The sequence below is a fragment of the Agrobacterium sp. 22-3639C2 genome, from assembly GCF_053522105.1.
Genome location: NZ_JBNWDB010000003.1, coordinates 828,846 through 851,954, shown reverse-complemented (window position 1 = coordinate 851,954; position 23,109 = coordinate 828,846). Strand labels below are relative to the sequence as shown.

At 58.1% G+C, this 23,109-nt stretch carries 21 protein-coding genes; 14 read left to right on the top strand and 7 right to left on the bottom strand.

Going from position 1 to position 23,109, the window contains the following annotated elements:
* Positions 1-47: 47 nt before the first annotated feature.
* Positions 48-476, top strand: a complete 429-nt coding sequence (locus ACQZ6D_RS17165) for an HIT domain-containing protein (protein WP_161986907.1) — start codon at positions 48-50, stop codon at positions 474-476.
* The gene (gene nudC / locus ACQZ6D_RS17160) at positions 476-1,438 is read left to right on the top strand and encodes an NAD(+) diphosphatase (RefSeq protein ID WP_003514323.1); all 963 of its coding nucleotides are present in this window, start codon (positions 476-478) and stop codon (positions 1,436-1,438) included. Before ACQZ6D_RS17165 ends, nudC begins: the two co-directional genes overlap by 1 nt.
* Before the next feature lie 15 nt (positions 1,439-1,453).
* Here the strand turns inward: nudC and ACQZ6D_RS17155 are convergent, their stop codons facing one another.
* Together ACQZ6D_RS17155 and ACQZ6D_RS17150 are read right to left on the bottom strand one after the other, a co-directional pair.
* Complete coding sequence (locus ACQZ6D_RS17155; protein WP_025592029.1) at positions 1,454-2,329, bottom strand: prephenate dehydratase; 876 nt, start codon at positions 2,327-2,329, stop codon at positions 1,454-1,456.
* 11 nt (positions 2,330-2,340) lie between these two features.
* A complete protein-coding gene (locus tag ACQZ6D_RS17150; RefSeq protein ID WP_065703584.1) occupies positions 2,341-3,096 on the bottom strand; it encodes a 3-deoxy-manno-octulosonate cytidylyltransferase in 756 nt (251 codons plus the stop codon).
* A 150-nt stretch (positions 3,097-3,246) separates the two neighbouring features.
* On the opposite strand from ACQZ6D_RS17150, the gene ACQZ6D_RS17145 reads away from it, so the two are divergent.
* Positions 3,247-3,819, top strand: coding sequence for a c-type cytochrome (locus ACQZ6D_RS17145; RefSeq protein WP_003514328.1), 573 nt, complete (start codon positions 3,247-3,249; stop codon positions 3,817-3,819).
* A 79-nt stretch (positions 3,820-3,898) separates the two neighbouring features.
* On the opposite strand, the gene ACQZ6D_RS17140 is transcribed toward ACQZ6D_RS17145, so the two are convergent.
* The 3 genes from ACQZ6D_RS17140 to ACQZ6D_RS17130 form a co-directional block, all read right to left on the bottom strand.
* Positions 3,899-4,627, bottom strand: a complete 729-nt coding sequence (locus ACQZ6D_RS17140; RefSeq protein WP_003514330.1) for a sugar transferase — start codon at positions 4,625-4,627, stop codon at positions 3,899-3,901.
* 302 nt (positions 4,628-4,929) lie between these two features.
* Positions 4,930-7,233, bottom strand: a complete 2,304-nt coding sequence (locus ACQZ6D_RS17135; protein ID WP_065703587.1) for a transglycosylase domain-containing protein — start codon at positions 7,231-7,233, stop codon at positions 4,930-4,932.
* A gap of 138 nt (positions 7,234-7,371) precedes the next feature.
* On the bottom strand, positions 7,372-7,830 hold the full coding sequence (locus ACQZ6D_RS17130) for a YbaK/EbsC family protein (RefSeq protein WP_038489357.1): 459 nt from the start codon (positions 7,828-7,830) through the stop codon (positions 7,372-7,374).
* A gap of 480 nt (positions 7,831-8,310) precedes the next feature.
* On the opposite strand from ACQZ6D_RS17130, the gene ACQZ6D_RS17125 reads away from it, so the two are divergent.
* Positions 8,311-8,520 (top strand): cold-shock protein, encoded by a 210-nt coding sequence (locus tag ACQZ6D_RS17125; RefSeq protein ID WP_003514335.1) that lies wholly within the window; start codon positions 8,311-8,313, stop codon positions 8,518-8,520.
* A gap of 416 nt (positions 8,521-8,936) precedes the next feature.
* Here ACQZ6D_RS17125 and ACQZ6D_RS17120 read toward each other — a convergent pair whose 3' ends face one another.
* Together ACQZ6D_RS17120 and ACQZ6D_RS17115 are read right to left on the bottom strand one after the other, a co-directional pair.
* The gene (locus ACQZ6D_RS17120) at positions 8,937-10,328 is read right to left on the bottom strand and encodes a dipeptidase (protein ID WP_003514337.1); all 1,392 of its coding nucleotides are present in this window, start codon (positions 10,326-10,328) and stop codon (positions 8,937-8,939) included.
* Positions 10,329-10,567: 239 nt separating this feature from the next.
* Positions 10,568-11,002: a MarR family winged helix-turn-helix transcriptional regulator gene (locus tag ACQZ6D_RS17115; protein WP_003514340.1), complete on the bottom strand. Its 435-nt coding sequence runs from the start codon at positions 11,000-11,002 to the stop codon at positions 10,568-10,570.
* A 414-nt stretch (positions 11,003-11,416) separates the two neighbouring features.
* Here ACQZ6D_RS17115 and polA point away from each other — a divergent pair, with 414 nt between their 5' ends.
* The 10 genes from polA to ACQZ6D_RS17065 all read left to right on the top strand — a co-directional run bounded on the left by polA (position 11,417) and on the right by ACQZ6D_RS17065 (position 23,109).
* Complete coding sequence (polA, locus tag ACQZ6D_RS17110; RefSeq protein WP_065703591.1) at positions 11,417-14,404, top strand: DNA polymerase I; 2,988 nt, start codon at positions 11,417-11,419, stop codon at positions 14,402-14,404.
* Between the two features lie 85 nt (positions 14,405-14,489).
* Positions 14,490-15,209 (top strand): DUF1868 domain-containing protein, encoded by a 720-nt coding sequence (locus ACQZ6D_RS17105; RefSeq protein WP_065703593.1) that lies wholly within the window; start codon positions 14,490-14,492, stop codon positions 15,207-15,209.
* Positions 15,210-15,402: 193 nt separating this feature from the next.
* Positions 15,403-15,588, top strand: a complete 186-nt coding sequence (gene rpmF / locus ACQZ6D_RS17100; protein ID WP_003514347.1) for a 50S ribosomal protein L32 — start codon at positions 15,403-15,405, stop codon at positions 15,586-15,588.
* A 134-nt stretch (positions 15,589-15,722) separates the two neighbouring features.
* On the top strand, positions 15,723-17,576 hold the full coding sequence (locus ACQZ6D_RS17095; protein ID WP_083211587.1) for a sensor histidine kinase: 1,854 nt from the start codon (positions 15,723-15,725) through the stop codon (positions 17,574-17,576).
* Positions 17,573-18,919 (top strand): sigma-54-dependent transcriptional regulator, encoded by a 1,347-nt coding sequence (locus ACQZ6D_RS17090; RefSeq protein ID WP_003514350.1) that lies wholly within the window; start codon positions 17,573-17,575, stop codon positions 18,917-18,919. The genes ACQZ6D_RS17095 and ACQZ6D_RS17090 overlap by 4 nt, the downstream gene beginning before the upstream one ends.
* A 198-nt stretch (positions 18,920-19,117) precedes the next feature.
* Entirely contained in the window at positions 19,118-20,101 is a 984-nt protein-coding gene (locus tag ACQZ6D_RS17085; protein ID WP_026330668.1) for a tripartite tricarboxylate transporter substrate-binding protein, read from the top strand.
* Between the two features lie 100 nt (positions 20,102-20,201).
* Entirely contained in the window at positions 20,202-20,663 is a 462-nt protein-coding gene (locus ACQZ6D_RS17080; protein WP_013635240.1) for a tripartite tricarboxylate transporter TctB family protein, read from the top strand.
* A gap of 9 nt (positions 20,664-20,672) precedes the next feature.
* Complete coding sequence (locus tag ACQZ6D_RS17075; RefSeq protein WP_013635241.1) at positions 20,673-22,178, top strand: tripartite tricarboxylate transporter permease; 1,506 nt, start codon at positions 20,673-20,675, stop codon at positions 22,176-22,178.
* Positions 22,179-22,331: 153 nt separating this feature from the next.
* A complete protein-coding gene (locus ACQZ6D_RS17070; RefSeq protein WP_013635242.1) occupies positions 22,332-22,544 on the top strand; it encodes a SlyX family protein in 213 nt (70 codons plus the stop codon).
* 13 nt (positions 22,545-22,557) lie between these two features.
* The gene (locus ACQZ6D_RS17065) at positions 22,558-23,109 is read left to right on the top strand and encodes a DUF924 family protein (protein ID WP_113555622.1); all 552 of its coding nucleotides are present in this window, start codon (positions 22,558-22,560) and stop codon (positions 23,107-23,109) included.

The window sequence follows — 23,109 nt, the reverse complement described above, 5'->3', positions numbered from 1 at the left end:
ATATCGAAAGCAAATGCAAGCCAAGCCTTCAAAAAACTGCTATCACAATGAAAACAAACATGGAGGACGCCTTGGAGACATTCCGGCTGGACGACAGGCTGGCGCGCGACAGTGCGCTTGTAATGCGTTTGGGACTATGCGAGCTGCGTTTGCAGAACGACAGCCGCTGGCCCTGGCTGGTGCTGGTGCCACAGAGAGGCGGCGCCAGCGAGCTGTTCGATCTTACTCCGCTCGATCAGGCCGTGCTGACGTTCGAGACCAATCTCGTCGCCTCCGCGCTGAAGGACGTTACCGGGGCCACCAAGATCAATGTCGGCGCGCTGGGCAATATCGTTCGGCAACTTCACGTCCATATTATCGCCCGCAACGAAGGCGACACCTGCTGGCCCGGCCCAATCTGGGGTCACGGGACGCCAGTGCCCTATGGCCCGGGCGAAAAGGAATCCTTGATGAAAAAAATATCCGGCGCGCTCTGATGATATCAATGACTATTTTCGAAACCACTGCTCCCCATCCCGAAGCAAGCCTGCTGACAGCCTTTTCCAAGAACGCCCTCAACCGATTCGCCGAGAAGCGGACGGAAGACTGCGTTGCCGATGCGCTGAAAGTCGATGGCACCCATATTTTTGCCTTCTCCGGCAACCGGCTTGTCCTGAAACATGACGAACAGGTCATAGATCCCCTGTTTTCCGCCTATGAGCTGGCGGAATTGCAGCCGGATTTCGACAATGCCGTTCTGCTTGGATACCGCGAAACCGGCGAACCGAGAATTGCGGTGCCGGTGGCCGTCACGGAAGACACGCTAGCGAGCCACTATAAGCTGGCCGATGCCCGCACCCTTTATCGCGACCATCTTCTCGATGAGGAATTGCTGAGCGAGGTTGCCCAGGCCGTCAGCCTTACGCACTGGAATGCGGATAACCGCTTCTGCGGACGGTGCGGCGGCACGATGGAATTGCGTATCGGCGGCTACAAGCGCATCTGCGCCGCCTGCAATCACACCATTTTTCCCCGAACCGATCCCGTTGTCATCATGATGACGATCGATATCGAGCGCGATCTTTGCCTGCTCGGACGCGGCGCGCATTTTGCGCCGGGCATGTATTCCTGCCTCGCCGGTTTCGTGGAGCCGGGCGAAACGATCGAGCAGGCCGTGCGCCGCGAGACGCATGAAGAATCCGGCGTCGAAATCGGCCGCGTGCGCTATCACGCTTCCCAGCCCTGGCCGATGCCGCACACGCTGATGATCGGCTGTTATGCCGAGGCTCTCTCGTTCGATATTTCCCGCGATGAGATCGAGCTGGAGGATTGCCGCTGGTTCACGCGGGCGGAGGTTGCCACGATGCTGGAGGCTGCTGCGGGCGAGGGCTTTTCCGCGCCTCCGGGCGGTGCCATCGCGCACCGGCTGATGCGCGACTGGGTGGAATGGACGAAATGAAGATTTGCGGCAGGCTCAGCTCTGGTTGAGCTTGCCGCGCATCGCATGGCCCTTGTAGACGCCGAGAATTCGGACCTTCTCGGAAAAGAAGCGCAGCTCGTCCAGCGCGTGCCGCACCGGCTCGTCATCCGGATGGCCTTCGATATCGGCATAGAACTGCGTTGCCACGAACCTTCCGCCGAGCTGGTAGCTTTCCAGCTTCGTCATGTTGATGCCATTCGTCGCGAAACCGCCCATTGCCTTATAAAGCGCCGCCGGAATGTTGCGGACATTGAACACGAAGGTCGTGACGATGGTTTCATCTGGTGCTTCGCCTTGGGACTGGCGTTTGGCCCAGTTCTCATCGCGCGAAAGAATTACGAAACGGGTGATGTTGTTTTCTGAATCCTCGACATTTTCAGCCATGATATCAAGGCCGTAGAGACCGGCGGCAAGACGCGGTGCAAGCGCTGCCATGCTGCGATCACCCTTTTCAGAAACCAGTCTCGCCGCTCCGGCCGTATCGCCGGCAACGACTGGCTTCCAGCCGTTGGAACGGATGATCTTGCGGCACTGGCCAAGCGCGTGGATGTGGCTGTGAACGGTGCGGATCTCGTCTTTCTTCACGCCCGGTATAACCATCAGCTGGAAGCGGATCGGCATGAAATATTCACCGATGATGTGAAGGCGTGATTCCGGCAGCAGATGATGGATATCTGCAACGCGACCGGCCAGCGTGTTCTCGATCGGGATCATGCCGAGATCGGCTTCGCCGTTTTCGACGGCATTGAAAGCATCCTCGAATGTCGGGCACGGCAAAGGCTCCATATCCGGGAACATGTCGCGGCATGCCATGTCGGAATTCGCGCCAAATTCGCCCTGAAAGGCAATGCGGTTTGTGCTCAAGGTCATGGAATTATCCATCAGAGGGTTCGGTTTGCGAGAATAGTGCGGGCTTTTTCGAGATCGTGCGGCGTATCAACGCCAAGCGGCACGGAGTGAACCATTTCGGCATCAATACGCATGCCCGCTTCCAGCGCGCGCAATTGTTCCAGCCTTTCGCGCTTCTCGAGTGGCGAAGGCTGAAGCCTCACGAACGTTTCAAGGGCGGCGCGGCGATAGGTATAAAGGCCGATGTGATGATAAAGCGGTCCGTCGCCATAGGGCGCAGTCGCGCGGGTAAAATAAAGCGCGCGCAATCGCGTCTCGGAAAGCGGGCTGCCAACCACTTTCACCACGTTCGGATTGGTCTTTTCTTCCTCGTCGGTGATCTCAACCGTCAGCGTGGCAATGTCGACGGCGGCATTTTCCAACGGGCGCAACGAGGCGCGGATCGTTTCCGCTTCGATGGTCGGAAGGTCGCCCTGAACATTGATGACATATTCGGCGTTGCCATAGGGGTCGGCCTTCTGCAGCGCCTCGAAAATGCGGTCCGAACCGGATTGGTGATCATCTCGCGTCATCATTACGTCGAAACCGGCATTTTTTACGGCTGAAAATACCTGTTCGTCATCGACTGCAACGACGATGCGCGTCGCGCCAGCTTCACGCGCCCTGAGTGCAACCTGCACAATCATCGGTTTGCCGCCAATATCCGCGAGAGGCTTGCCCGGAAGCCGTGTCGATGCCATCCGCGCCGGTATAAGGACGACAGCTTTCTCGAATTCCCGATTCTTCATCCGACACCCTTCAAATCCCAACCGAAAAGTGTCAAAACGTCACGGAGTGGGGAATATTATTCAAGTTGCGCAGGCTGTGCAAAAGCCATAGCTTTTGAATAATTTCAAGATGCCCGGTTATATGGAGCGGATGCGAGGGAGCGCATATAGATGAATTCTTATGTAAATATGGGCGTTGGGGCGTTGCTGGGCACGGTTTTCGTTCTGATGTCGGTGTCAATTGCGTCTGAGGGCATTTTTCATGCGCCCACCCCGGAAAAGGAAGGTTACGCCATCGTCGCGGAAGCGAGCGGCGGTGAGGCTGCAGGCGAACCCGCTGCAGCGGCAACCCCGATCGCGAAATTGCTCGCCAGCGCGGATGCTGCCAAGGGTGAGGCGGTCTTCAAGAAGTGTACGAGCTGTCATACCGGAGAGAGTGGTGGTGCAAACAAGGTCGGCCCCAATCTCTTCGATATCGTCAACCGGCCGATCGCCAGCCATGCGGGTTTCAGCTACTCCGCAGCAATGAAGGATTTCTCCAAGGGCGGTTCCGTGCACTGGGATTACGATCATCTCAGCTACTTCATCGAAGCTCCCAAGAAACACGTTCCCGGCACGGCCATGGGCTTTGCGGGTGTGAAGAAGGAGACGGAACGCGCCGATCTCATCGCTTATCTGCGCACGCTGTCGGCAAACCCGGCGCCGCTGCCGGATCCGGCTGCGGCTCCCGTGCCGATAAACTGACGGAATATGGTGATTTCATAAGAAAAGCCCGGCATCGCTGCCGGGCTTTTTTGATTCTATCTGTCTGATTTCTGAAAGATCAGAAACCCTTGCCGCCGCGCAATTCGGAAATGACCGTTCCGATCATGATCTTGATATCCAGCCAGACGGAAAAATTGTCGACGTAATAAAGATCGGACACGATGCGGGCACGCGCCTTGTCACTGCGATCCGTCGGGCCGCGCAAACCCCGCATCTGGGCAAGACCGGTAATGCCTGGCCGCATCCGGTGCCGCAGGTGGTAGTGGGGAACAAGTTCCTCATAAAGACGGCCGGCGGCCAGCATGCCGATCGCATGGCAGCGCGGACCCACCAGCGACATGTCGCCTTTCAAGACGTTGATGAGCTGTGGCAGCTCGTCGACATTTGTGCGGCGAAGCACGGCGCCGATCCGGGTTATCCTCGGATCGTTCTTTACCGTTTGCGCCACGCCGGTGGCATCGCCCAGTTCGGTCCGCATCGAGCGAAATTTATAGACCCTTATCTTTCGCCCGTTCATGCCCCAACGGACTTGTGAGAACAGGACCGGCCCTTTGCTATCGAGTTTGACCAGCGCCGCGACGGTCAGCAACACGGGCGCGAGTGCGACAAGGGCGATGGACGCCCCTGCAATGTCGATCGTTCTTTTAAGCACAAACTGGCTGCGCAGGAACACCGACGTGTTGGTTTCTGAAATGGAAGGTTGTGTTTCCGCCGCGTCGAAAGTGACAGCCGCAGGATAAGGGGCGCCGTAAAACACGGCATGCGATGAGCTTTTAGTACCCAGCATAATATGAAGCCCTGAAAAGTTATTTTGAAACAAGAAAATTAATTTATATGAACGATTAATAATTCATTTACCGTAAAAAGTCATCCGAAATGTAATCGTTTTTGCGCAAATAGCAATCTACGGTTAACGTGGATGCACGCATATGTTGCAAACACAAGCGCGATCTCCGCTTTTGGCTGCGTTGGTTGCCCATTCGGTGTAATCAAGTCTTTGGAAAATTGAGTATTTGCGGGAAAGGCGACAGGATCGTTGCCTGCCCATCGCTTGCCGGGTAACCGGCGAGCCGATTACCCAAAAGGCAATTAATTTCCCATCAGAATATCAAGAAGGGTCGTCTGCTTCGGCCCGGAAGTTGCCGGCGCCCGGCCGCCGATATCGGCTGGCGGCACAGGTCCATTGTCGGCTGAATAGCCGGGTTCGATATCGCGGGAAGGGATGTTTCCAGGCGGCATGGGAACGCCCGGCTGACCAGCGTTTGGCGAAACGGGCGCTTCGGGATAGGCTCGAGTGTTTGTCGTTCCGCCGCCGCCGAGAGCATTGGAAATGATGTCGCCGATGGAGGAAGGCGCGCTCTCGGGCGCCGGTTGCTGTATTTCCCCAAGCGGCGGCACGCCGCCTGCGCCGAGACCGAAGAGCGGCGAGGGCGAGAGCCCGGAATGGGCGGCGGTCATGAAATCTTTCCAGGCCTTCGCAGGCAAGCCACCGCCGGTGACCTTTTTCATCGATGTGCCGTCGTCATTGCCGAACCAGACGCCCGTTGTCAGATTGCTTGTGTAGCCGACAAAAAGCGCGTCGCGGAAAGACTGTGTCGTACCGGATTTTCCCGCTGCCTGCCAACCCTGAAGGCGAGCGGCTTTCCCTGTTCCTTCGGTGATGACGCGCGACAACATGCCGTTCATCGTCGCGGCGATCTCCTCGCTCAGCACGCGCGGCGGGTTGTCGTATCTGTTTTCATAAAGCACCTTGCCGTCAGCATCGGAGATGCGTTTGACGATATGCGGCGTCGCCTTGTAGCCGCCATTCATGAAGGGAGCGTAGGAGGCGGTCAGCTCCATCAGTGACACTTCCGAGGTGCCGAGTGCGATGGAGGCGTTGTTCTGAAGCTCCGATTCGATACCCATGCGATGCGCCACCTGCGTCACCCGCTCAGGACCGACTTCCATCACCAGCTGCGCGGCGATCGTGTTCAGAGAATTGGCAAGCGCAGTGGCAAGCGTCACTTCGCCACGATATTTCTTCTCGTAATTTTCCGGTGTCCAGTTTCCGATGCGGACCGGCCCGTCATTGCGAATGGTACTGGGGGTCAGACCCGATTCGAGCGCGGCGACGTATACGAAGGGTTTGAACGCCGATCCGGGTTGCCGTTTCGCCTTGGCGGCCCGGTTGAACTGGCTTTCGGCATAATCCGCCCCGCCGACCACGGCCCGGATTGCGCCTGTGCCATCGATGGAAACGAGAGCCGCTTGCGAAGCGCCCTGCTTTTTACCATCACCCTGCAGAACATGGGTCAGTGCTTTTTCGGCGTCGCGTTCAAGATTGGGGTCGATGGTCGTATCGACGACGATGTCCTGCTTGACGTCGCCAATCAGGCCACGAACTTCCTCCATCACCATATCGGCAGCGTAATGTTCGGCACCGGACCAGAAACGTTTGGCCTTGGTCGGCGGCTGCGACATCGCGGTCTTGATCTCGTCATCGGTGATGAACCCGACATCGCGCATGGATCTCAGAACGACCTGCGCCCGCTCCTCCGCTGCCTGCGGGTCGCGCGCCGGTGAAAGGCGCGAGGGGGCCTTGAGAAGTCCGGCAAGCGTTGCCGCCTCGCCAAGATTGACGTCGCGCGCGGATTTGTTGAAGTAGCGTCTGGAAGCGGCTTCGACGCCAAAGGCGTTGGAACCGAAATAAACGCGGTTGAGATACATCGCGAGGATCTGGTCCTTGGTGTATTTATGCTCCAGCCAGAAGGCCAGCAGCACTTCCTGTACCTTGCGCTCCAGCGTCCGGTCCTGTGAGAGGAACAGGTTTTTTGCCAGCTGCTGCGTCAGCGTCGAGCCGCCCTGCACTGTTCGTCCCGTCATCACATTGGTCACGATGGCGCGGGCCAGGCCGAGCGGATCCACACCGAAATGGGAATAGAACCGCCGGTCTTCGATCGCCATGACCGCTTGTGGAAGGTAGGGCGACATGTCTTCAAGCGCGAGAGCCTCGCCACCCGTGGTGCCGCGATTGGCAAGCACGCCGCCGTTCACCGAAACGATCTTCACATTCGGAGGGCGTTCGGGAATGGTCCAGCTGCTGGCACTCGGCATGCGCGCGCCGTAATAAAGGACAAGACCGGCAACGCCGATACCGCCCCAGATGCCGAGCACGATGCACCAGTAAACGAGGGACCGGATAAAGCCTGTTGCGCCACCGCCGGAACTGCGTGTGCGCTTTTCCTTTTTTTGCGGTTTGGCGCGGCCGGATGTGGACTTCGGTTTTCTGGCGGGCTGCTTTGCGGTTCCGCCAATGCGCTCGCTGGCATCAAGACGCAGATCGTCACCGGATTCGTGGAAATCCCCGAAGGAAGGCTCTACCCGATCGCGTGATTTACCCTTGCCTGCCATCCAGCCGAAGTCGCTCCTTATATTCGCGAAACCGTTCGCACTTCAAGCCTCTATGCCTGCGCGATCCTTAATCCAGGATGAAGAGTTTAAATGCGGCAATTTAAGGCGGGGTTAAGTCCTTGCCGGATCAAATCGGCGTCATTGGCAGACGTCGACCCATTCCGCTCCCGTCAGTCGCGCCATCATGTCAGGCGAAATCCTTACCGCCGCATTGGTGGCACCCGCTGCCGGAACCACCTCGGGATAGTTTTTCAGGGATATGTCGCAAAACACCGGAAGGGGAGAAGGCAATCCGAAAGGACACACGCCACCGATGGGATGGCTGGTCACCGCAACGACTTCTTCCGCCCCCAGCATGCGCGGCTTGGCGCCGAAATGATCGCGGAATTTACGATTGTCTAGCCGCTTCGTGCCGGCGGCAACGACGAGGAGAATTGTGTCGCCCGCCTTCAGGCAGATCGTTTTGGCAATCTGGTCAGGATCGACGCCGTGCGCTTCGGCAGCCAAAGCGACTGTCGCCGAACTCGTTTCCGTTTCGATAACGGTCACTTCGGGGGAATTCTCGGTGAAAAACGCTCTGACGGATTCGATGGTCATGCGTATTTATTAGGCGGTATGCCAAGAGGCTTCAAGGTGTGCGAAATAGCTATGCATTTTATGCAATGCTGCGCTGCGATGAAACGTCTGTTTTTTGAGCGGAAATCCTGTATCTTCAAATCATCGAAGCGACGCACTCCTCCTCCCAGCGTCGCCCGATTGGACTGACAATACTCCTCCTCCCAATTGTCAGTCAGTTTCAAGAACCCGGCGCACCTCCTCCCGCGCCGGGTTTTTGCTGTTTAAGGCCTTGTTTCCCGCGACTTTCATTTGCCGACGCTTCACAAAAATCGCCGGGCTTTTTCAAAGAAACTTGACTTTCAGGCCCTTCCAACCTAGGTGTTCGCGCATCGATATTTGTTTGACGACCAGAGCTTCGGCGCCTTTTCTAAGGTGCACACGACGATCTTTCCTTCAAATTCGACCCAAGACCGCACTGCGCGCAGTGCAAATACAATTTGCCAACGGAAGGAAATCGTTATGGCGACTGGTACAGTAAAGTGGTTCAACGCAACCAAGGGCTACGGCTTCATTCAGCCTGACGACGGTTCGCAGGACGTATTCGTTCACATCTCCGCCGTTGAGCGCGCTGGTATGACCTCCCTCAACGACGGTCAGAAGCTCTCCTACGAGCTGACGCAGGACCGCCGCTCGGGCAAGATGTCTGCAGGCGAGCTCGTCGCTTCCTGATAAGCGGCTTGGCCTGAACGGGTCATTCGTATGAATATGAAAGGCCGGAGTTTTCCGGCCTTTTTTCTTTTGGAAGGTGTACCGGGTCCGGCCGCTCTTGAAAAAGCTGGAGTGCATAACAATATAGGGTTCAACAGTGCTCCGCACGGAATTGTCAGGCTGGTGCTTTTAAAGTGCCGCTGTTGTTGCGTTAACCAAAGATTAACCAAAGCAGCCGATCCTGATCGTGAAAAGCAGCGTCGACTTTGTTGGCGCGCTCTGGAGCATCGGACCGTTTGAACGCTTTGACCACGGATGTACTGGCACTGACGAAAAACGGATGGAAAGGTCGGGCTTGCCCGGCCTTTTTGTTTTGAACCACCAAAATATAAGAGAACGGGGAGGCATCGGGTAACCGGCGCCTCCTTTCTTTTTGACTACTTCGCGGCCAGGGCGTCTAGAATGCGGATCCAGGAGCGGATGCCCTTGTGGAACGACTGCAGGTCATATTTTTCATTCGGCGAATGAATGCGGTCATCGGTAAGGCCGAAACCGACGAGCAGCGAATCCATGCCCAGCATCTTCTGGAAATCGCCGACGATGGGGATCGAGCCCCCCATGCCGATCACGACCGCAGGTTTGGGCCACTCTTCCGAAAGCGCGTTTTTCGCCTTCGTTAGCACTGGCGAATCATAGGAAAGCTGGATAGCCGGCGATGCACCATGCTCGTGAAATTCCACCGAGCAATCGGCTGGAATTTTGGAGCGGACATAGTTCCGGAAGCTCTCGCGAACCGCTTTCGGGTCTTGCTCTCCGACGAGACGGAAGGACACTTTAGCAGAGGCTTTTGCGGCGATAACCGTCTTGAAGCCGTCGCCGGTATAGCCGCCGATGATGCCGTTGACTTCCGCCGTTGGCCGCGCCCAGGTCTGCTCCAGCACGGAGCGTCCCTTTTCGCCCGATGGAATCGAAAGGCCGACTTCGCCGAGGAAGGCTTCGGCGGTGCGGCCCAACGTTTCCCAGGAAGCCTTGATGTTGGCGGGGGTTTCTTCCACGCCGTCATAGAAGCCGGCAAGTGTCACCCGGCCGGTCTCATCATGCAGGCCGGCGAGAATATCGGTCAGGATGTGAATGGGATTTGCGGCCGCACCACCGAAAAGGCCCGAATGCAGGTCGCGGTCGGCCGCCGTGATTGTGATTTCCTCGCCGACCAGGCCGCGAAGGGCGGCGGCGATGGCGGGCGTATCGCGGTCCCACATGCTGGTATCGCATACCAGTGCATAATCGGCTTTCAGCTCATCGGCATTGGCATCAAGGAACGGCTTCAGCGAGGGCGAACCGGATTCTTCCTCGCCCTCGAAAAGAATGGTGACGCGCACGGGCAGACTGCCATTGACTGCCTTATAGGCCCGGCAGGCTTCCACGAAGGTCATCAGCTGACCCTTGTCATCAGCCGTTCCACGCCCGGTGATCACCTGCCGGCCGCCGCCGATATCTTTCACGGCCGGTTCGAACGGATCGTTTTCCCAGAGATTGAGCGGATCGACCGGCTGCACATCGTAATGGCCGTAGAAAAGCACATGCGGCGCGTCTTTTGTCGCGGCGTCGTGATGCGCCACCACCATTGGATGACCGGCCGTGTCGCGAACGGAAGCCGCAAAGCCCAGTGATTCAAGCGTTCTGACCAGCCATTCCGCCGCCTTGCGGCACTCCGCCTTGTAGGCGGGGTCCGTGGAAATGGACGGGATGCGCACCAGTTCGAACAATCGCTCGAGGCTGGAGGTGAGGTTGTCGTCGGCCGTGGAAAGAATGGGGGAAACGTCTGTCATCGCTGATCCTGTCATGTCTGTCGTAACCCGGCGATGGACGAAACATCCTGGTATCGCGCATCGCGTAGGAACAAGGGGCTGACGTGTCGTTGAATCGGCAAGCGCGCAGCCGCCGGAACGATAGAGCAGTTCAGGAAAAGTGCGAAGTGGTTTTCCGTCCTAAACTGCGCGGAAACAAAACCTTGGAGGCTGCAGGCGATAGAAGGCCAGGAGCAAAGAAAGCGTTCGAGTTGTAAATGCTATTTCGCTTTTTTGGCGCGGTCGATCGCCCGGCGCATATATTCCAGCAGAAGCTGCTTTTCGAAACGGCGGAAATCCGCCAGCAGCGTATCTTCCGTGGCTTCGGAAGCGGCAATGGCGTTCGCCTCGAGATCCCTGCCGCGCTGGGTCAGTTCGATGATCTGCGCGCGGCGGTCGCTTGGGTGGGATTTGCGCACGATCAGCCCGTCGCGCTCCATGCGGGACAGCGTATTGGCAAGCGTCGCCTGCTCCACGTCGATTCTATCCAGCAATTGCCGTTGCGTCAGTCCCTCCTCATGCCACAGTTCGATGAGTATGGGGAATTGTCCAGGAGAAAACCCCAGCGCGGCAGCTCTCTTCTGGAGCGCCATGGTGAATTCCCTCGCCATTTTTGCGGCGAGATAGATCGCCGATTCGTCCCGGGAAAAACCCATTCATCAATCCGTCTGGCATATGGTCGGCGCAATCGCGCAATTTCGATAGTGGGATATATATCGCATGATATGTTTATGCCAGTCAGAAACCCGGCACAAATAAAAACCGCCATGGCCGGGAGGGGACGGCCATGGCGGTCATATAAGAGGACAAAGGCCCGGAGAGGGGGGGAAGGCCTTTGTCCGGTCTGATGCGGCGGGGGACGAGCCTACAATCAGACTACGGCGTGATCAGGCGCCGTCCCCTAAGAAATGTGTGTGCAAATGCGGCTTTTCAAGGGAAAATCTATTACAAATTCGTAAGGTTCACGCGAATTTTGCCGGTGCCTCCAGCGGCTTAGCCCCGTGCGCTTTGCGGTGCGTTGTTTGAACTTTCTGTGGACGTCAAAACGGCCCCGCGCTATCCATATCGCCATGAAAAAAGGCGATCATCTCTTCCTCGTTGACGGCTCCGGTTTCATTTTCCGGGCGTTCCATGCCATTCCCCCGCTGAACCGCAAGTCGGATGGGCTGCCGGTCAACGCCGTTTCCGGCTTCTGCAACATGTTGTGGAAGCTCCTGAAGGATGCGCGCAATACCGATGTCGGCGTCACGCCCACGCATTTCGCCGTGATTTTCGACTATTCGTCGAAAACCTTCCGCAACGAGCTGTACGATCTATACAAGGCCAACCGCACCGCACCGCCGGAAGATCTGGTGCCGCAGTTTGGCCTGATCCGCGAGGCGACACGGGCCTTCAACCTTCCCTGCATTGAGACGGAAGGCTTCGAGGCGGATGACATCATCGCCACTTACGCCCGTCAGGCGGAGGCGATTGGCGCCGATGTCACCATCATTTCTTCCGACAAAGATCTGATGCAGCTCGTCACGGCCAATGTGCATATGTACGACGCCATGAAGGACAAGCAGATCGGCGTTCCCGATGTCGTCGAAAAATGGGGCGTAGCCCCGGAAAAGATGATCGACCTTCAGGCGATGACCGGCGATTCCACCGATAATGTTCCGGGTATTCCTGGTATCGGGCCGAAAACGGCCGCGCAATTGCTGGAAGAATACGGCGATCTCGACACGCTGCTGGCGCGGGCAGGAGAAATCAAGCAGCAGAAACGCCGCGAAAACATCATCGCCAATGCGGAGCTTGCCCGCCTTTCCAGACAGCTTGTGGCGCTCAGAACCGATGTGCCGCTGGAGCAGTCTCTGGAAGAACTGGTGCTCGAACCGCAGAACGGGCCGAAACTCATCGCTTTCCTCAAGGCGATGGAGTTCACGACGCTGACGCGCCGGGTAGCTGAAGCCACCGATAGCGATGCCTCGGCCATCGAAGCCGCCAATGTGCCGGTGCAATGGGGCACTGATGCCCATGGACCAGACCTCGATGCCACGCCTGCAGTTACCGCAGCTGATGACAAGACCGCTGCGCCAGCGTCAACCACCGCTCCGGCACGGAAGGTGACAGGGGAGGGCAGTGCGCCCACCGATCTCGCCACGGCACGGCAGACGGTTTTCTCCACCGCCAAGATCGACACGACCGCCTATACGACGATCAGGGATCTGGCGGAGCTGGATCGTTGGGTTGCCGCTGCCCGCGAAACAGGTGTCGTCGCCTTCGACACGGAAACGACCTCGCTCGACCCCATGCAGGCGGAACTCGTCGGTTTTTCGCTGGCGATTGCCGATAACGGCAAGGATGCCTCAGGCACCGATATCCGCGCTGCCTATGTGCCATTGACGCACAAGACCGGCTCCGGTGGCGATCTTTTCAGCGATGGCATCAAGCTTGCTGAAGGACAGGTGCCGTTTGCCGAGGCGCTGGCACGTTTAAAGGATCTTCTTGAGGACGAAGCCGTTCTGAAAATCGCGCAGAACGTCAAATATGACTACCTGCTGATGAAGCGCCACGGCGTCGTCATGCAGAGTTTCGACGATACCATGCTGATTTCCTACGTTCTTGAGGCGGGAAAAACCACGCATGGCATGGATACGCTTTCCGAACGCTGGCTCGGCCACACGCCGATCGCCTACAAGGACGTGGCGGGATCGGGCAAGTCGAGCATCACCTTCGATTTCGTCGATATTGACAAGGCGACCGCTTACGCCGCCGAAGACGCGGATGTCACCCTGCGGCTGTGGATGGTGCTGAAGCCCCGGCTTGCCGCAGAGCGGCTGACCAGTGTGTATGAGCGGCTGGAGCGCCCTCTGGTGCCTGTACTGGCGCATATGGAGGAGCGTGGCATCACCGTGGACCGACAGATCCTGTCGCGTCTCTCCGGTGAACTCGCCCAGAAGGCGGCTGCTTTCGAAGAGGAAGTTTACCAACTGGCAGGCGAGCGTTTCAACATCGGATCGCCAAAGCAGCTCGGCGATATCCTGTTCGGCCGGATGGGTCTGCCTGGCGGCTCCAAGACCAAGACGGGCCAATGGTCCACATCGGCGCAGGTTCTCGAAGATCTGGCGGCGGAAGGTGCCGAATTACCGCGAAAGATCGTCGACTGGCGGCAGCTGACCAAGCTGAAATCGACCTATACGGATGCGCTTCCCGGATATGTCCATCCGCAGACGAAACGGGTACACACGTCCTACGCGCTGGCCTCCACCACCACGGGGCGCCTGTCGTCCTCGGAGCCGAACCTTCAGAACATTCCGGTGCGCACGGCGGAAGGCCGCAAGATCCGCACGGCCTTCATCTCCACCCCTGGACACAAGCTTCTTTCCGCCGATTACAGCCAGATCGAGCTACGTGTGCTTGCCCATGTCGCCGACATTCCGCAGCTTCGCAGCGCATTCGAAAACGGCATCGACATTCATGCGATGACCGCATCGGAAATGTTCGGGGTGCCGGTGGAAGGCATGCCGTCTGAAGTGCGCCGACGTGCCAAGGCCATCAACTTCGGCATCATCTACGGTATTTCCGCTTTCGGCCTTGCCAACCAGCTCAGCATCGCGCGCTCCGAAGCGGGCGAATATATCAAGAAATATTTCGAGCGTTTTCCTGGCATTCGCGATTACATGGAAGCGACCAAGGCTTTCGCCCGCGAGAACGGCTATGTCGAGACGATTTTCGGCCGCCGTGCGCATTATCCGGAAATCCGCTCCTCCAACCCTTCCATGAAGGCCTTCAACGAGCGTGCAGCCATCAACGCACCAATCCAGGGGTCTGCAGCCGATATCATTCGCCGTGCGATGGTCCGTATCGAGCCGGTGCTGGAGGCGGAAAAGCTTTCCGCCCGCATGCTGCTGCAGGTACATGACGAACTCATCTTCGAAGTCGAGGAAGGGGAAATCGAAAAGACACTGCCCATCGTCGTCTCGGTGATGGAAAATGCAGCCATGCCGGCTATTTCCATGAGGGTTCCGCTCAAGGTGGATGCCCGCGCGGCCGACAACTGGGACGAGGCGCATTGACGGGAATTGACCGGCCATTGACCGATTGGTGTCATTGGTTTGTTGCGTGCGCAGATTAGGGGAAACGTCTCAAAAGGAGTTCCCCATGCACGCCCCGCTCGTTTCAAAAGATCTGGAATCTTTTTCCGCTGCCAGCCACGATCAGCCGCCGCGCCATTTGGGTCGCCGCTATAATACGGATGGTGAATTCCTGCTCGAGCCGGGCAATACCGTGGTTTGCCATCTCGTTGAAGGGTCGAAAACCGAAAGCGCGATCATCGGGACACGCCAGCGTCTTCTGGATATGCCCGAGGCATTGCAGCTGGCCTTCACACCGGTTTCCAGCCTGCATATGACGGTATTTCAGGGCATTATCGAATATCGCCGTGCATTTCCCTACTGGCCGGAAGACATGCGACTCGATACTCCGATCGACACGATGACGGAGTATTATTGCGATCGTCTGGCGGATTTTCCGGGCCTGCCTGGTTTCAATATGCAGGTGACTGGTCTCAAGCCGACGGGGCTGGTGCTGAAGGGGGCCACCGCCGAAGACGACCGGATCATTGCGCTGTGGCGGGATACATTTGCCGAAGCTTTCGGTTATCGGCATCCCGATCACGACACCTATCAATTCCATATTACGCTGGCTTATGTCACGCGCTGGTTCGATCCGGAGTGCCTGCCGCGATGGCAGGCGATGCTGGATGAAGAGCTGGAAAAACTGCGTGCGGCAGCGCCGATAATCGAGATGCGCGCTCCAGCTTTCTGTGAATTCAGGGACATGAACCACTTTAGGGAACTCGTGGTTTTTGATAGGAAGTGAAGCATGATTTGCAAAGGCCTGCCGCCCGTCCGTCGCAGCAAACCGGCTTAATCGGAAAAAATGCGCGTCAGGGCTGGTCAAAGCCCGTTTGGGCATGTATAAGCGCGCCAAATTTCCGATATCGAGACACCCGACATTCGGCCTTTGGTTATGGCCGGTTACGTTGTTTCGCCGCTAAAGTGGAGTAACAAAAATGGCTGTACCAAAAAGAAAAACAAGCCCGTCCAAGCGCGGCATGCGCCGCTCGGCTGACGGTCTCAAGGCTTCGACCTACGTTGAAGACAAGAACTCCGGCGAACTGCGCCGTCCGCACCATATCGATCTGAAGACCGGTATGTATCGCGGTCGTCAGGTTCTGACGCCGAAGGAAAGCGCATAAGCTTTCTGAAATAATCTTTACGGAAAACCGGCCCTCGTGGCCGGTTTTTTGTTTTCAGGTCGTTTAGCTGCTTTTTTCGGTTACTTGGAAAATCCGATCACTCCTCCTACACTCTGTTCGGGAGAGCAGGTCTGATGCCTGCAACGGGGAGGGGCGCTTCGGTGAAATATCGCTGGATTTTATTGACGCTGCTCAGCCTCGGCCTCGGTTACGGCGCCGTGACCAAGGGCAGCGGCATCATTGCGGAAAGCTATTTCGGCGAAGTCTCCGATCAGGGCCGCACCACCCTCAGGCTGGCCGTCTCGGCTCTTGGCGGGCTTTTGAGCCGTTTCGAGCCGCTGCCCGCCCTGATCGCCGATCACGACGACATTGAGGAGCTTGTCGCGCATCCGCAGGATGAGGCGATGCGCCAGCGCGCCAATATCTATCTCAAATCCATCAATACATTGCTGGAATCCTCCGACATCTACATCATCACGCTGGACGGAGTGACCATCGCCGCCAGTAACTATGATGGACCCACGAGCTTCGTCGGTGAGAATTTCAGCTACCGTCCCTATTTTCAGGATGCCGCCAAGGGCTTCCCGTCGCGTTTCTTTGCGCTAGGCACCACCTCCCACAAGCGCGGTTATTATTTTTCCGCGCCTATTCTCTTCAACGAGGAGATCAAGGGCGTCATCGTCTTCAAGGTCGATATTGAAGGCATAGAGGCGTCGTTCGGCGATGGTGAAAACCGCATTCTCGTATCGGACCCGGAAGGCATCATCTTCATGACCGGAACGCCGCAGTGGCTTTATTCCGGCCTGATGCCGCTGACACCGGAAAGGCTTGCGCGCACGGCGGCATCCCGGCGTTACGCCAATGCCGACCTGAAGGAACTGCCGCTGAAAAACGGCAATTTCGGCTCTCATCAGTTGATGACGATCAGCCAGAACGACGGTGACCGGGAATATCTCGTCCTGTCGCAGCCGATGCCCGACGCGGGCTGGACGGTCAGCGTGCTGATGGATACCGGCTCACTCAGGACGCAGGTCAAGACGGCGATGATCGCGATCATCCTCTGCCTGTGTCTTGCCGCTGCCGTGGTCGCCGCCATGCTGCAAAGACGGCGGCGCCTGCGTGAACGCCTGACCCACCAGGCCGAAGCTCAGGCGGAGCTGGAGCGGCGGGTGGAGGAGCGCACAGCCGATCTCGCGCGGGTGAACCGTGAGATCGAACACGAAATCGCCGAGCGCCGCCAGACGGAGAAACAATTGCGCAAGATGCAGAATGACCTGGTTCAGGCGGGCAAGCTTGCAGCGCTCGGACAAATGTCGGCAGCACTTTCGCACGAGTTCAACCAGCCGCTCGCAGCCGCCAAGAATTATGCGGAAAACGCCTCTCTTCTCGTGGAACGTGGACGTCTGGAAGAGGTGACGGAAAACCTCAGGCGTATTTCGGGCCTTATCGATCGCATGGCTTCTATCAGCAGGCATCTGAGAAATTTTGCCCGCAAACCCAATGAGAAAATGGCTGCGGTCGCGCTCGATGCTGTCCTTCGCGATACGCTGGAAATTGTTGGAGCACGGCTGAAGGCCGCCGATGCGGTGCTGGATGTTGATCTTGGTCCGGTGCCGCTTGCGGTGAAGGCCGGGCCGGTGCGGCTGCAGCAGGTGCTGGTCAACATCATCTCCAATGCCGCCGATGCGGTGGAAGGGCGCGAGGATCGTCGCATCGCTCTGAAGGCCGTGCTGCACGGTCAGACGGTTTCGATTTTCATTCGTGACCGAGGTCCGGGCGTTCCTCCGGCGATTTCGGAGCGCATCTTCGATCCCTTCTTCACCACCAAGGGCGTGGGCCGTGGCCTCGGTCTCGGCCTTTCCATCACCTACAACATCATCAAGGATTTTGGCGGCCAACTGCGTGTCAGAAACCATGAAGACGGCGGCGCGGAATTCGAGATCGAATTACCGGCAGCAGCCTATCGTGTGGAGGTGGCGGCGGAATGACCATGTCGCGGGTTCTGTTGATTGATGACGAGGAGGAACTGCGTTTTTCCACCGCGCAGGCGCTGGAACTTTCCGGTTTTGCGGTCACCATGCTGGCAAGCGCCGAACATGCGCTTGAACTCATCGGCTACAGCTTCGATGGCGTCGTGGTCAGCGATATCAGGATGCCCGGCATGGATGGCATGACACTGCTGCAGAAGGTGCGGGAACTTGACCCGGAAATACCTGTCATCCTGATGACGGGCCATGGCGATGTGCAGCTTGCCGTCAATGCCATGCGCAACGGTGCTTATGATTTCATCGAAAAGCCCTTCACCCCGCAATATCTCGCCGGCATCATAAAAAGAGCCAACGACCGGCGGGCGCTGGTGCTGGAAAATCGCCGCCTGAAGGCGGTGGCGGGCAAGCATGACGATCTCGAAACGCGTCTGCCCGGCAGAACCCAGGTCATGGTCGATCTGCGATACCGCATTCGCGCCATCGGTGCGACCGATGCCGATACGCTCATTGTCGGCGATACCGGTGCGGGCAAGGAAGTGGTGGCGCGCGCACTTCACGATATCAGCGCCAGAGCCAACCGGCCCTTTGTCGCCATCAATTGTGCCGCCCTTCCGCAAACGCTGATCGAAAGCGAGCTGTTCGGCCACGAGGCTGGTGCTTTTCCCGGCGCGCTGCGCCCGCGCTACGGCAAGTTCGAGCATGCCCGCGGCGGCACCATATTGCTGGACGAGATCGGCTCCATGCCCTTTGAATTGCAGGGCCGGTTCCTGCGCGTGTTGCAGGAACGGGTGATCACCCGTCTTGGCTCCAATGAAACAGTCGAGCTCGACGTCCGCTTCATCGCCACCAGCAAGGTCGATCTGGAGCAGGAAGTCGCGGCAGGGCGGTTCCGTGCCGATCTTCTTTACCGCCTGAACGTGGCGACGATTCTCGTGCCGTCCCTCTCGCAGCGCAGTGCCGACATACCGCTGCTTTTCCTCCATCTGGTGCGGGAGGCTGCTGCCCGTTACGGTCGGGAAGATATGGACGTTCCGCAGCATCTGCTCTCAGTCATTTCCCTGCGTGAATGGCCGGGCAATGTCCGGGAATTGCGCAATGCGGCGGACCGTTTCGTTCTCGGTCTGGAAAGCGATGTCTCCGAAACCTCGCTGCCATTTGAGGGCGATGGCAAGGCGGCGCTTGCCGCAAGGGTCGCCGCTTATGAAAAAAGCCTTATTGCGCGCGCGATCGCTGCCCACGGCGGAAATCTGAAATCCGTCTATGAGAGCCTCGGCATTTCACGCAAAACGCTTTACGAAAAAATGCAGAAATACGAGCTCCACCGGCACATGACAGAGGTGTGATGGGTGGATTTCCACCCATGGATGAGCCCGTATGGGTAGAAATCCACCCATTGCTGCCCATGATGGCGATAAAAGCGCGCCTTGCCGCAAGACCGCCGTTGCTGAACGGCAATCCCGGATCGCAAATGGCTTCACCCCGGTCGCCATGGAGGAGCATGCGCGGCTGAAGTGGCGAACATTTTCATCCGGGAGGAATCGATGAAAATACTGAAGACAGTTACCGGCCTTGCTGCCGCCGCTGCCGTTTCCCTTTTTGCGCTTTCTGCATCCGCTCAGAACTACCCCGAGCGCAACATCACCATGGTCGTGCCCTTTGCCGCCGGTGGCCCGACAGATACGGTCGCGCGTCTTGTCGCTGAATCCATGTCGAAGGATCTCGGCCAGCAGATCATCGTCGAAAATGTCGGCGGCGCTGGTGGCACGCTGGGCGCTGGCCGCGTGGCGGCGTCGGATCCGGACGGTTACACCGTTCTGCTGCATCACATCGGCATGGCGACGAGCGCTACGCTTTATCGCAAGCTCGCCTATGATACCCTGAACGCTTTCGAATATGTCGGTCTGGTCACGGAAGTGCCGATGACCATTCTGTCGCGCAAGACGCTCGAAACCAAGGATCTCAAGGGTTTGATCGACTACGCCAAGGCGAACAAGGACAAGGTCACCGTTGCCAATGCCGGCATCGGTGCTGCTTCGCATCTGTGCGGCATGTTGTTCATGAGCGCGATCGAGACACCGCTGGTCACTGTTCCCTACAAGGGCACAGGCCCGGCCATGACCGACCTGCTCGGCGGACAGGTCGATATCATGTGCGACCAGACCACAAACACCACCAAGCAAATCCAGGGCGGGACCGTTAAAGCCTATGCCGTAACCTCGGCCAAACGGCTCGACGTGCTGCCGGACGTACCGACAGTTGCCGAATCGGGCCTGCCGAAGCTTGAGGTGGGTATCTGGCACGGTATCTACACGCCGAAGGGTACACCGGCCGAGATCAACGAAAAGCTCTCCAAGTCGCTGCAGGTCGCGCTGAAGGACAAGAACGTGGCGGCCCGTTTTGCCGAACTCGGCACCACGCCTTCCCCGGAAGCCGATGCGACGCCCGCAGCGCTCAAGACCAAGCTTGAAAGCGAAATCGCCCGCTGGAAGCCTGTGATCGAGGGCGCCGGCCAATATGCCGACTGATGGTTGAAGCAATTGCCGGCGGCACCCTGCCGCCGGCTTCTTGCCGTCAATTTAACGCGCGGAACGGTGTGTAGCCGGCCGCAGTGGAGGGGCATCTTTCATGAAGTCGTTTTTCATTGACCCTGCCGAGGCAGCCTGTGGGGCAATTTTCATCGGTTTTGGCGCTTTTTTCGCGTTGCAGTCTTTCGGGCTGGATATCGGAACCGCCTTCCGCATGGGGCCGGGTTATTTTCCGCTTGTTCTGGCAATCGTGCTGATCCTGCTTGGCGCGGTAATATTCATTCGCGCCACCCGTGTGCAGGGCGATGCCCTCGGTGCAATCGCCTGGCGGGGGATTTTTTTCATCCTGCCCGCGCCGATCTTTTTCGGTTTCACGGTCCGGGGGCTTGGTTTCGTACCGGCGCTTTTTTTCAGCGCCCTTATCGCAGCCTTCGCCTCGCACAAGATGAGCCCGCTCATGGCCGTCATTATTTCCGCCGCCATCACGGTCTTTTCCGTTGCTGTGTTCAATTATGGTCTCGGCCTGCCATTCCAGCGCTTCGGCCCCTGGCTTAAATTTTGAGGTGCCGTAATGGAATTGCTTGATAATCTTGCTCTCGGTTTCGTCACGGCCACGTCGCTGGCAAACCTGTTTTTCTGCCTGATTGGCGTGCTGCTCGGCACGCTGATTGGCGTGCTGCCGGGCATCGGCGCAACCGCAACCATCGCCATGCTGTTGCCGATCACCTTTCAGCTTGAGCCCGTCTCATCGCTCATCATGCTCGCAGGCATCTATTACGGCGCGCAATATGGCGGCTCCACCACGGCGATCCTCATCAACATGCCGGGGGAATCCTCATCCGCCGTTACCGCCATTGACGGCTACCAGATGGCGCGCAAGGGCAAGGCGGGTGCCGCACTTGCGATTGCCGCCATCGGCTCGTTTTTCGCCGGCACGGTTTCCACCTTTCTCGTGGCAGTCTTTGCACCGCCTTTGACGGCGATTGCGCTGGAATTCGGCGCGGCGGAATATTTCTCGCTGATGGTCGTCGGCCTTGTCTCATCCATCGCGCTTGCCCATGGTTCCATCGTCAAGGCGCTGGCCATGGTCGTGCTTGGCCTGCTGCTTGGTCTGGTCGGTACGGATATCTACAGCGGCGCGCCGCGCTTCACTCTCGGCATCCGTGAATATGCCGATGGGCTGAATTTCGTTGCGGTGGCCGTGGGTGTATTCGGTATCGCCGAAATCCTGCGCAATCTCGAAAACGAGCGCACGCGCTCGGTGCTGATCGCCAAGGTCAGCAGCCTGATGCCGTCGAAGGAAGACTTCAAGGCCATGGTCGGCCCGGTGCTGCGCGGTACGGTCATCGGTTCGGCACTGGGCATCCTGCCCGGCGGCGGTGCAATTCTCGCTGCCTTCGCATCCTACACCGTCGAAAAACGCGTCTCCAAGCATCCTGAGGAGTTTGGACACGGTGCGGTCGCCGGTGTTGCCGGTCCGGAATCCGCCAATAATGCCGGTGCCCAGACATCGTTCATCCCGCTTCTGACGCTCGGTATTCCTGCAAACCCGGTGATGGCGCTGATGATCGGTGCGATGATCATTCAGGGCATCGTGCCCGGCCCGAACGTTGCGACCGAGCAGCCGGCGCTTTTCTGGGGCATCATCGCCTCGATGTGGATTGGCAATCTGATGCTCGTCATCCTCAACCTGCCCCTGATCGGGCTTTGGGTGAAGCTGCTGACGGTGCCTTATTACGTGCTTTTCCCCATCATCATGGCCTTCTGCGCCATCGGGGTTTACAGCGTTAATTCCAACGTCTTCGATCTCTACGCCGTCGCCTTCTTCGGCTTCATTGGTTATGTGCTCGTGAAGCTGCGCTGCGAGCCGGCGCCGCTGCTGCTGGGCTTCGTGCTTGGGCCGCTGCTGGAGGAAAACCTGCGACGCGCCATGATCCTGTCACGTGGCGATCCGACGACCTTCGTCACCCGACCGATCAGCGCTACCCTGCTGTTTATTGCTCTGGCCGTGCTGATCATTGTCTTCCTGCCCAGCGTGAAGAAAAAGCGCGAAGAGGTTTTCGTAGAAGAAGACTGAGCAGGTCTCGAAATATTCGGAACGCCGGTGATGGAAATGTCGCCGGCGTTTCTGCGTTGATGGGATCGCTGTGAGGAATCCGGTTCACCGAAGCGGCATATGGTTGACTTGAAGCTTTTTAGGGCCAAGGAAGGGCGGGAAAGAGAGGTCGATATGACGTCGGAAACCGAAAAACGGATCATTGCGCTTGAGGAAACGATCGCGCATCAGGCCAAGACTATAGAGGAACTGTCCGACCAGCTGACGGAACAGTGGAAGGTGGTGGAACAGACCCGCGCCAAGCTCGACCGGTTGACGGAAAGGTTCCTGAGCCTCGAGGAGCAGTCGCTGGACGCGCCCGCAATCACCCGGCCGCCGCATTATTGATGAGGGAGACCCCATGACGAGCGATACAGCCGCACTTGCCGCCGAAATTGTGGATTTCTGGAAGAAGGCAGGACCGGACAAATGGTTCGACAAGGACGCCGCCTTCGACGATCACTTTCATGACCGTTTCCGCGATGCCCATTTTGCCGCTGCAAGGCGCGAATTGGATGGCTGGCTGGACGGTGCGGAAAGCAGCCTCGCGCTGATGCTTCTGCTGGATCAGTTCCCGCGTAACTGCTTTCGCGAGACAGCGCATATGTATGCCACCGATCCGCTGGCACGCATGTTCGCCAGCGAGGCCATCCATCGCGGCCACGATCAGGCGGTGACCGAGGATTTGCGGGTCTTTTTCTATCTGCCCTTTTCCCATTCGGAAAGCATCGAGGATCAGGAGCGTGCCTGCACGCTCAACCGGCCGCTTGGCGGGCTTTATCTCCACCATGCCGAAGAGCATCGCGATATCGTCGCGCGTTTTGGTCGCTTTCCGCATCGCAACGACATATTGCTGCGGGAAACGACGCCCGAGGAACGGCAATATCTTGATGCGGGCGGTTTTACTGGCTGA

What these genes read in the sequence shown, in the direction of transcription:
- ACQZ6D_RS17095 (WP_083211587.1), top strand. Translation starts at nt 15,723, where the DNA reads ATGCCTGCAACGGGGAGGGGCGCTTCGGTGAAATATCGCTGGATTTTA.
- ACQZ6D_RS17150 (WP_065703584.1), bottom strand. Translation starts at nt 3,096, where the DNA reads ATGAAGAATCGGGAATTCGAGAAAGCTGTCGTCCTTATACCGGCGCGG.
- rpmF (WP_003514347.1), top strand. Translation starts at nt 15,403, where the DNA reads ATGGCTGTACCAAAAAGAAAAACAAGCCCGTCCAAGCGCGGCATGCGC.
- ACQZ6D_RS17120 (WP_003514337.1), bottom strand. Translation starts at nt 10,328, where the DNA reads ATGACAGACGTTTCCCCCATTCTTTCCACGGCCGACGACAACCTCACC.
- ACQZ6D_RS17130 (WP_038489357.1), bottom strand. Translation starts at nt 7,830, where the DNA reads ATGACCATCGAATCCGTCAGAGCGTTTTTCACCGAGAATTCCCCCGAA.
- ACQZ6D_RS17085 (WP_026330668.1), top strand. Translation starts at nt 19,118, where the DNA reads ATGAAAATACTGAAGACAGTTACCGGCCTTGCTGCCGCCGCTGCCGTT.
- ACQZ6D_RS17135 (WP_065703587.1), bottom strand. Translation starts at nt 7,233, where the DNA reads ATGGCAGGCAAGGGTAAATCACGCGATCGGGTAGAGCCTTCCTTCGGG.
- ACQZ6D_RS17080 (WP_013635240.1), top strand. Translation starts at nt 20,202, where the DNA reads ATGAAGTCGTTTTTCATTGACCCTGCCGAGGCAGCCTGTGGGGCAATT.
- ACQZ6D_RS17145 (WP_003514328.1), top strand. Translation starts at nt 3,247, where the DNA reads ATGAATTCTTATGTAAATATGGGCGTTGGGGCGTTGCTGGGCACGGTT.
- polA (WP_065703591.1), top strand. Translation starts at nt 11,417, where the DNA reads ATGAAAAAAGGCGATCATCTCTTCCTCGTTGACGGCTCCGGTTTCATT.
- ACQZ6D_RS17070 (WP_013635242.1), top strand. Translation starts at nt 22,332, where the DNA reads ATGACGTCGGAAACCGAAAAACGGATCATTGCGCTTGAGGAAACGATC.
- ACQZ6D_RS17140 (WP_003514330.1), bottom strand. Translation starts at nt 4,627, where the DNA reads ATGCTGGGTACTAAAAGCTCATCGCATGCCGTGTTTTACGGCGCCCCT.
- nudC (WP_003514323.1), top strand. Translation starts at nt 476, where the DNA reads ATGATATCAATGACTATTTTCGAAACCACTGCTCCCCATCCCGAAGCA.
- ACQZ6D_RS17125 (WP_003514335.1), top strand. Translation starts at nt 8,311, where the DNA reads ATGGCGACTGGTACAGTAAAGTGGTTCAACGCAACCAAGGGCTACGGC.
- ACQZ6D_RS17105 (WP_065703593.1), top strand. Translation starts at nt 14,490, where the DNA reads ATGCACGCCCCGCTCGTTTCAAAAGATCTGGAATCTTTTTCCGCTGCC.
- ACQZ6D_RS17065 (WP_113555622.1), top strand. Translation starts at nt 22,558, where the DNA reads ATGACGAGCGATACAGCCGCACTTGCCGCCGAAATTGTGGATTTCTGG.
- ACQZ6D_RS17165 (WP_161986907.1), top strand. Translation starts at nt 48, where the DNA reads ATGAAAACAAACATGGAGGACGCCTTGGAGACATTCCGGCTGGACGAC.
- ACQZ6D_RS17090 (WP_003514350.1), top strand. Translation starts at nt 17,573, where the DNA reads ATGACCATGTCGCGGGTTCTGTTGATTGATGACGAGGAGGAACTGCGT.
- ACQZ6D_RS17155 (WP_025592029.1), bottom strand. Translation starts at nt 2,329, where the DNA reads ATGACCTTGAGCACAAACCGCATTGCCTTTCAGGGCGAATTTGGCGCG.
- ACQZ6D_RS17115 (WP_003514340.1), bottom strand. Translation starts at nt 11,002, where the DNA reads ATGGGTTTTTCCCGGGACGAATCGGCGATCTATCTCGCCGCAAAAATG.
- ACQZ6D_RS17075 (WP_013635241.1), top strand. Translation starts at nt 20,673, where the DNA reads ATGGAATTGCTTGATAATCTTGCTCTCGGTTTCGTCACGGCCACGTCG.